Raw genomic sequence first — 8,403 nt, 5'->3', positions numbered from 1 at the left:
GGTGGGCTACCGGTACCGGGGCCTCCCGGGCGGCTTCAGCGAAAAGTTTAATTTCCTCCATGTCCAGATCAAAAGCCCTGCGAACCTTATGCAACCAATCCATGGGGTTGCCCTCCCTTAATATGGTTTATAATCCATTATATGCCGTGAAACCCGGGGCGTGACAGTTGGGCGGGCCAGAGGCGAACCGGGATTGACGTTGACGGGGGTATATTATAAGATTGACTGGTGAGGAGGAACGCCGGTGGATCTACAAATAGAAGGTTTTACCATTTATTTCGCCCGGGGAATCCGGGCCGCCCTGCCCATTGTCCTGGGCTATTTGCCCCTGGGTTTCGCCTATGGCGTCCTGGCCCGGGAGGCAGGGTTAAACCTCTGGGAAACGGTCCTGATGTCCGTCCTTCTCTATGCCGGTTCCGGCCAGTTTATTGCCGTTAGTCTCCTGAGTAGCGGTGTCGCCCTGGCGGCTATTATTTTTACCGTTTTCCTGGTCAACCTGCGCCACCTGCTGTTCAGTGCTTCCTTCGTCCCCCACCTGCGGCGCTTCAAGCCGGGAGTGCTGGCCCTCCTGGCCGCCGAGATCACCGATGAGACCTTCGCCGTGGCCATCAGCCACTACGCTGAACATGAAGTCCGCCTCCCCTACCACTTCGGTCTCCACCTGACAGCCCACTTCTCCTGGGTCCTGGCGTCTTTGCTGGGCGGGCTGGCTGGCAACCTCATCGGTGATCCGGCCAGGTTCGGTTTTAACTTTGCCCTGCCGGCCATGTTCATCATCCTGTTAGTCATGCAGCTAAAAGATAAAAAGATGCTGCTGGTTGCCGGGCTGGCGGCTATTTTTTCCGTTGCCATCGCCATCGCTTGGCCCTGGAATTGGAACATTATCCTGGCTACTATCCTGGCAGCTACCCTGGGGGTGATCCTGGAACCATGGACAGGCAGATCTTAATCCTTATCCTGGGTACGGCCCTGGTAACCTACCTGCCGCGGATGCTCCCCCTGGTTCTCTTAAGCCGGGCACAGCTGCCGGAGGTCTTTTTACGCTGGTTACGCTATATCCCGGCGGCTGTCCTGGCCGCCCTCCTGGCCCCAGGGCTCCTGTTGCCCGGGGGCAAGCTGGCCTTGGGTGGTAATCCTTACCTGCTGGCAGCCATTCCTACAGGGATCATAGCTGTCAAGACCCGCAGTATGGCCCTGACTATTTTAACGGGCATGGCGGCCATGGTCTTGATCCAGCACTGGATGTAAAGGGGGATTGACCGTTGACCACCTATCGTTCCGTCTGCCCCCTGGACTGTCCCGATGCCTGCGGCCTCCTCCTGGAGGTCAATGATGGCCGGGTGAAGGGAGTCAGGGGTGACCCGGAGCACCCCTATACCAGGGGCTTTATCTGCGCCAAGATGCGCCATTACGGGCCATTGATCCACTCTCCGGAGCGAATCCTGACGCCCCTGAAGCGTAACGGCCCCAAAGGCAGCGGCCTGTTTACCCCTATTTCCTGGGAAGAGGCCATGGAAACCATTGCCGGCCGCTGGGGGGAGCTTATAGCTCGCTATGGTCCGGAAGCGATCCTCCCCTACTTTTACGCCGGGGTCATGGGTCTTCTCCAGCGCAATGCCGGCCATCCTTTTTTCCACCGCCTGGGGGCTGCGGAACTCCAGCGCACCATCTGTTCCCCGGCCGCCGAGGCCGGCTGGCAGCAGGTCCTGGGTGCCACCTGGGGCAGCGACCCGGAGACCATTGTTGACGCGGACTTGATTATCATCTGGGGGATGGACCCGGCCGCTACCAGTATTCATTTAATGTCCCTGGCGCAACAGGCCCGGAGAAAGGGAACCCCGCTCATTGTCATCGACGCCTACCGCACCCGGACGGCGGCCCTGGCCGATGAGGTCGTCCTGGTGCGGCCCGGCAGCGACGCCGCCCTGGCCCTGGGCCTGATTCAGGTGCTGGTAGCGGAAGACCTAGTTGATAAGGATTTTATCGCCGCCCACGTCACCGGCTACGAAGAGCTCTGCCGCATCCTTCCCCCTTATTCCCCGGCCCGGGTAGCGGAACTTACCGGCGTTCCGGCTGCCACCATTATTAATCTGGCCCGGGCCTATGGCCGTGCCCGGGCGCCCTTTATCCGTATCGGCCACGGCTTTTCCCGCCACCGCCAGGGGGGCCTGGCCGTCCGCCTCGTTGCCTCCCTGCCAGCCCTGGTAGGGGCCTATGGTAAACCCGGCGGCGGAGCCCTGCAGAGTTCCGGCAGCGGCAGTGCCGTCAGGTTGGAGGCCATAACCAGGCCAGACCTGCGGCAGGGGCCGGTGCGGGCTATAAATATGGTCCAGCTGGGCCAGGTTTTGACCGGTAGCCTGGAGCCGCCTGTTATGAGCCTCTACGTCTATCACGGCAACCCGGCCACCGTGGCACCGGAGCAAAACCGCGTCCTGGTGGGCCTGCGGCGGGAGGACCTCTTTACCGTGGTTCATGAGCGTTTCCTGACGGATACGGCCCTTTATGCCGACATTATCCTGCCGGCTACCTTTGCTGTGGAACAGGAGGATCTCTACCGTAGCTACGGCCACTTCTACCTCCAGCGCACCCGGGCGATCCTGTTGCCACCAGGGGAGGCGCGCAGCAACTGGCAGACCTTCTGCCTCCTGGCCCGCGCCCTGGGTTTTGCTGAGGATATCTTCCGGCGTTCTGAAGCCGAGATGGTCGACGTTCTTCTCCAGAGGGTAGACCTCACCCCTGAGGAGCGGGAAGCCCTGGCGGCCGGGCGACCGGTGAAATTAAAATCGGCGCCGGGATTTGTCACCCCTTCGGGGAAGGTTGAGCTGATGGGCCCGACAGCTGGTTTACCTGCTTACCGGTTACCAGATGATGGCTGTCTGGCGGAGCGCTACCCTTTCTACCTCCTGACGACCCCGGCCCCCTTCGCTCTGAATTCCAATTTCAGGCAGTTGGCCGAACTGCGGGAGCGGGAGGGCGGTCCCCGGGTTCTGGTCAACCCCGATGACTGCCGGCAAAGGGGCCTGGTTGAGGGTGCCCTGGTGGAGGTTTATAACCAGCTTGGTTCCTGTCTCCTCCAGGTACAGGCCAGTAACGATGTGCCCCCGAGCGTCGTCGTTGCCCCCGGTGTCTGGTGGTGCCAGCACTCCCCTGGCGGGCGCAACATCAACAGTGTCGTTGGCGATGATTTAACCGATCTGGGTGGGGGCAGCACCTTTTACGGCCACCGGGTGGCCATCCGGCCCCTTTAAACGGCGGCGACAGACCGATGGCCGTGGGCTTTAAATTGGCCGCAGCCGGATGTTACTTTACCTGGCATCAAAAAACGCCCGGCCCTTTGGCGGCCGGGCGTTTATTTTCCAAGAAAACCAACAGGGCCTTGAACGTCATTGCTCAAGGCCCTGCTGGCTCAAGGAGGTCTTTGAAGAAGTGAGTGTGTATTCCTATTATAACCTCCCTGGTTAATCTTATACATGGTTGTTAAAAAATTTCTACCCCTGCCTATTCTCCTGTTTACAGCGGTGACTATCCCCCATGAGTGGTTCTTCCGAAATAAACTGCCATGAACCAAGTCGCCCTTCGCCTGTGCCGGCCAGTCCCTTCCCTCAGCCTACATTTCTTGGTTCGTAGAGGGGGGCGTTAGCCCTCCCCTGAGGGTTTCGTACAAAATGCGGCTCTACTGGTCATTGGCAGTTATCTCCTGGAAGGCCTCCCGGGCGGCTGTGATAGTCCGGTCGATGTCGGCTTCCGTATGGGCCAGGGACATAAAGGCTGCTTCAAACTGGGACGGAGCCAGGTAAATGCCCCGGCGAAGCATGGCCCGGAAGTAAGCGGCAAAGGTTAGGGTATCGCTGGCCGTGGCGGTGGCATAATCCGTTACCGGGCCAGGGTTAAAGAAGGTGGTGAACATAGCTCCTACCCGGTTGAGGGTCATCTGGACCCCGGCAGACGCGGCCGCGGCTGCCAGGCCATCAGCTAGGCGGGCGGAGAGGGCTTCCAGGCGATTATAAGTACCCGGTTTTTGCAGTACCTTCAGGGTCGCCAGGCCGGCGCTGACGGCCAGGGGGTTACCGGAGAGGGTACCGGCCTGGTAGACCGGCCCGGCCGGGGCGATGCGTTCCATGATCTCCCGCCGGCCGCCAAAGGCCCCTACCGGCAGGCCGCCGCCGATGATCTTCCCCAGGCAGGTAAGGTCGGGAGGGATCCTATAGAGGGCCTGGGCGCCGCCGTAGGCCACCCGGAATCCGGTCATTACTTCATCAAAAATCAACAGACTGCCGTACTGATTAGTTATGGCCCTCAGCCCGGACAGGAAACCCGGCGCCGGGGGGACGCAACCCATGTTCCCGGCAACAGGCTCGACAATGACGGCGGCGATATCCTCACCTGACTGGTGAAAGATGGCCTCCACGGCTGCCAGATCGTTATAGGGGGCGACGATGGTATTGGCGGCCGTGGCAGCCGGGACCCCGGGGCTGTTAGGGACGCCGAAGGTCAGGGCGCCGGAACCGGCCTGGATCAGGAAGTAGTCGGCATGGCCGTGGTAACAGCCGGCGAATTTGATTACCTTTTCCCGACCGGTATAACCCCGGGCCAGGCGCAGGGCGCTCATGGTAGCTTCGGTCCCGGAGTTGACCAGGCGCACCATCTCCACGGCCGGCATAGCGGCGGTGATCTCCCGGGCCAGATCGTTTTCCAGTTCCGTAGGGGCGCCGAAGCTGGTACCCATGGTCTGGATTACTTTTTCCAGGGCGGCCATGACCTCCGGGTGCCGGTGGCCCAGGATCAGGGGTCCCCAGGAGAGAACGTAGTCGATATATTTATGGCCGTCAATATCATAAAGATAAGCCCCTTCCCCCCGCTGGATAAAGGGCGGGGTCAGGCCCACGGATTTAAAAGCCCGGACCGGGCTGTTGACGCCCCCGGGCATAAGCTTGATGGCCTCGGCGTAGGCAGCCGCCGACCGCGGCCGGGCTTCTGGATCGATCAAAGAAGCTCCCACCTTCCTGCTGGTTTTCGATCTTAAAAACAGCCTTTTACCACTCTAGATGCACTACTGATGCCGCCAGGGTCGTACGGCCGCAGTTGTTTTAATGCCGCTTAAACGATATAAAAGCCTTTTAACGAGGGAAGCACGGCCGAATCTAAAAAGCGGTGGTAGTTAAGCACCGGGAGGGGCCCTGTGGCCTCCCGGCGTAACATTATCCTGCCGGCTCTGGTAAAGGCACCAGGGTTCGGCGGCCATGTAATCGCCGTGGTAATACCAGGCCCGGGCCCGGCAGCCGCCGCAGATCTTTTTATAGCCACAGCGGCCGCAGGCGCCGCTGTAGTTCTCGGTCCGCAGGCGCTGGAAGATCGGGCTCTCCTGCCAGAGGCGGCTGAAAGGCACCTCCCGGACGTTGCCCACCGGCAGGTTCAAATAGGCGCAGGGCTGGACATCACCCCGCGGGCTGATGATACAATAGGCAATACCGGCCAGGCACCCCCGGTTATAACGCACCGGGATCCCCATCTCCCGGGCAATGCGCATGAACTGGGGGGCGCAGGTAGGCTTTAACTCGATAGCAACCTGCTGTTGCTTTAGTAAGATACGCCGCAGGGTGGCTTCGTATTCAGCAGCCCGCAGCGACTCGGCCTCAATGCTTGCCGCCCGGCCAGTGGGTACCAGGAAAAAGAAGTGATGAGCCATAGCCCCCAGTTCCACCGCCAGATCGGTCAGTTGTTCCAGTTCGTCCTGGTTCCAATCGAAAACGGTGGTATGGAGCTGGAAGGGCAGGCCGGCCTCCCGGCAGGCCGCCATACCGGCCACGGCCTGCTGCCAGGCCCCCTCCTGTCGCCGCAGTTGGTCGTGGCAGCCGGGGTCGCAGCTGTCCAGGGAAATCCCTACGGCCCGGGCCCCGGCGGCCTTTAACTCCCGGGCCAGGGTCGGGGTCAGCAGGGTACCATTGCTACCCAGCACGGGGCGCAGGCCCCTGGCTGCCGCCCGGGCGATTAAATCCAGCAGGTCGGGCCGCAGCAATGGCTCGCCGCCGCTGAAGATCATAATCCGGAAGCCGGACCTGGCGGCCTCATCAATGAGGTTGCCGGCCTCGGCAGTAGTCAACTCATCAACAGCCCGGGCCCCGGCGTCGCGGTAACAGTGGTCGCAGTAAAGATTGCACTGGTTGGTGGTATTCCAAGATAAAAGCACGGTTGCTAAAACCCCTATCTCGTTTACTTAAGCCACTTAACTACTTCTTTAGCGTAGTAAGTGATAATGAGGTCCGCCCCGGCCCGTTTAATGGCCGTCAAGGTTTCCAGGACAGTTCTTTCTTCATCCAGCCAGCCGTTGGCGGCGGCGCTTTTCAGCATGGCGTACTCGCCGCTGACTTGATAGGCCGTTAGGGGAGCGTTAAAGTTGTCCTTCACCCGACGGATAATATCCAGGTAGGGCAGGGCCGGCTTGACCATGACCATATCGGCCCCTTCCTGGAGGTCGAGTTCGACCTCCCGCAGGGCCTCGTCGCTGTTGGCCGGGTCCATCTGATAGCCCCGGCGATCGCCGAACCGGGGCGTCGATCCGGCGGCGTCCCGGAAGGGACCGTAAAAGGCGGAGGCGTACTTGGCGGAGTAGGCCAGGATGGGTGTCTGGATAAAGCCGTGGGCGTCCAGAAGCTGGCGGATGGCCCCCACCCGGCCGTCCATCATATCCGAGGGGGCGACGATGTCGGCCCCGGCTTCCACATGGGAGAGGGCCGTTTTCGCGATTAATTCCAGGGTCGGGTCATTCAAGATTTGGCCGTCGTCCACCAGGCCGCAGTGGCCGTGGCTGGTATACTCGCAGAGGCAGACGTCGGTAAGGACCAGCAGCTCGGGGTAAGCCTTTTTGATGGCCCTGGTGGCCTCCTGGACGATGCCCCGGGGGTCGTAAGCGCCAGACCCCACTTCATCCTTCATGGCCGGAATGCCAAAGAGCAGGACGGCCGGGATCCCGGCAGCCACTACCCCTTCAACCTCTGGCACCAGGTTATCAACAGAAAGCTGGTAAACCCCGGGCAGGGAAGGTACGGGGTTCTTCACCCCCCGCCCGTGGATGGCGAAGAGGGGGTAGATCAGGTCACGGACGTTAACGTCGGTTTCCCGGACCATGGCCCGCAGGGTTTCGTTCTGGCGCAGGCGCCGTGGCCGGCAAATAGGAAAACCTGTCATGCTAATTCACCTCCGGCAATCTCTTTTTCCGTCAAATAGCAGGCTGGATCGGCATCCCAGAAATCGCCGGCGACGCTCTCCGCCCGGGCGCGACAGTTGCCGTTGCAGAGGTCCAGCCAGGCGCAGGTTGCGCAGCGACCCTTCAGCAGGGGTTTGCGGTCCCGCAGGCCCCGGAGCAAGGGGTTGCTTAAATCCGTCCAGATGGTGCCGAAGGGCCGTTCCCGGACGTTACCTAGGGTGTGGTGCATGGTGAACTGGTCCGGGTGGACGGCACCGGTCCAGTCGACAGCGCCGATAGCGATACCACTACGGTTGCCGCCATTCAAGCGCAATAACTCCCGGACGGCAGCCGCCCTTTCCGGGTCCTCCCGGAGCAGCCGCAAATATAAATAGATGCCGTCAGCGTGGTTGTCCACCGTTAGGATCTCTACATCCCGGCCCTGCCTTTTCAGGCGCCGGGTCGCGTCGATCAAGAAATCCATGGCCGCCCGGCTTTTTTCATGATCCAGGTCTTCGCCGGCCAGTTTGCTGCCCCGGCCGCTGTAGACCAGGTGATAGAAACAGGCCCGGGTGATATTCTCTTCCCGTAGGAGGTAGAAGATTTCTTCCAGCTGGTCGACGTTGTTCCGGCTGAGGGTAAAGCGCAGGCCCACCCGCTGGCCCACAGCCAGGCAGTTGCGGACCCCCTCCAGGGCCGCCTGGAAGGAGCCCCGGACACCCCGAAAGGCGTCGTGCTTATCCTCGACACCGTCCAGGCTGATGCCAACATAGCTGACATTAATTTTCTTCAGTTCCTTGGCGACGCTGGGATCGATAAGGGTACCGTTGGTGGAGAGGGTGACCCGCAGGCCCTGGCGTACGGCTACGGCCATGAGGTCAAAGACGTCCGGCCGCATCAGGGGTTCCCCCCCGGACAGGAGGAGAACCGGTACCCGGAAAGCCGCCAGCTGGTCCAGGAAGTCCCTGGCCTCTGCTGTGGTCATTTCCCCCGGGGCCGCCTCGTTCCCGGCGCCGGCGTAACAGTGGCGGCACTGCAGGTTGCAGGCCCGGGTACAGTTCCAAACGACTACCGGGCCGCTGTCCCGGCGGGCGCCGGCAGTTGATCCCCTGGCCTCCTGGCTGTAACGCAGGGAGTCACCATAGTAGTTATCATTAAAAAGTAGTTTGGTCAGGCTGATCAGTTCTTATCACCTGCCTTGGGTTTTGCCAAAAATGGTT

7 protein-coding genes are annotated in these 8,403 nt (G+C 61.1%); 3 read left to right on the top strand and 4 right to left on the bottom strand.

The window, feature by feature from the left end:
• Positions 1–244 precede the first annotated feature (244 nt).
• From SDD30_RS14590 to SDD30_RS14580, 3 genes are read left to right on the top strand one after another with little or no spacing between them, the layout of a single operon-like run.
• On the top strand, positions 245–949 hold the full coding sequence (locus SDD30_RS14590; RefSeq protein WP_434075668.1) for an AzlC family ABC transporter permease: 705 nt from the start codon (positions 245–247) through the stop codon (positions 947–949).
• Positions 931–1,248 carry an AzlD domain-containing protein gene (locus SDD30_RS14585; RefSeq protein ID WP_434075667.1) on the top strand — a complete coding sequence of 106 codons (318 nt, stop codon included), beginning with the start codon at positions 931–933 and terminating at the stop codon, positions 1,246–1,248. Before SDD30_RS14590 ends, SDD30_RS14585 begins: the two co-directional genes overlap by 19 nt.
• A gap of 14 nt (positions 1,249–1,262) precedes the next feature.
• The gene (locus tag SDD30_RS14580; protein WP_434075666.1) at positions 1,263–3,248 is read left to right on the top strand and encodes a molybdopterin oxidoreductase family protein; all 1,986 of its coding nucleotides are present in this window, start codon (positions 1,263–1,265) and stop codon (positions 3,246–3,248) included.
• Positions 3,249–3,673: 425 nt separating this feature from the next.
• Here the strand turns inward: SDD30_RS14580 and hemL are convergent, their stop codons facing one another.
• The 4 genes from hemL to SDD30_RS14560 form a co-directional block, all read right to left on the bottom strand.
• Positions 3,674–4,987: a glutamate-1-semialdehyde 2,1-aminomutase gene (hemL, locus tag SDD30_RS14575; RefSeq protein WP_434075665.1), complete on the bottom strand. Its 1,314-nt coding sequence runs from the start codon at positions 4,985–4,987 to the stop codon at positions 3,674–3,676.
• A gap of 171 nt (positions 4,988–5,158) precedes the next feature.
• Positions 5,159–6,187, bottom strand: coding sequence for a putative heme d1 biosynthesis radical SAM protein NirJ2 (gene nirJ2, locus SDD30_RS14570; protein WP_434075664.1), 1,029 nt, complete (start codon positions 6,185–6,187; stop codon positions 5,159–5,161).
• A 23-nt stretch (positions 6,188–6,210) separates the two neighbouring features.
• Positions 6,211–7,185, bottom strand: a complete 975-nt coding sequence (gene hemB / locus SDD30_RS14565; RefSeq protein ID WP_434075663.1) for a porphobilinogen synthase — start codon at positions 7,183–7,185, stop codon at positions 6,211–6,213.
• Entirely contained in the window at positions 7,182–8,366 is a 1,185-nt protein-coding gene (locus SDD30_RS14560; protein ID WP_434075669.1) for a radical SAM protein, read from the bottom strand. The genes hemB and SDD30_RS14560 overlap by 4 nt, the downstream gene beginning before the upstream one ends.
• Positions 8,367–8,403: the final 37 nt, after the last annotated feature.

It is taken from the genome of Moorella naiadis (nom. illeg.), from assembly GCF_051020825.1.
Lineage (GTDB): Bacteria > Bacillota > DSM-521 > Neomoorellales > Neomoorellaceae > Neomoorella > Neomoorella naiadis.
This window is presented reverse-complemented; position numbering and strand designations above follow the sequence as displayed.

What these genes read in the sequence shown, in the direction of transcription:
- SDD30_RS14585 (WP_434075667.1), top strand. Translation starts at nt 931, where the DNA reads ATGGACAGGCAGATCTTAATCCTTATCCTGGGTACGGCCCTGGTAACC.
- hemB (WP_434075663.1), bottom strand. Translation starts at nt 7,185, where the DNA reads ATGACAGGTTTTCCTATTTGCCGGCCACGGCGCCTGCGCCAGAACGAA.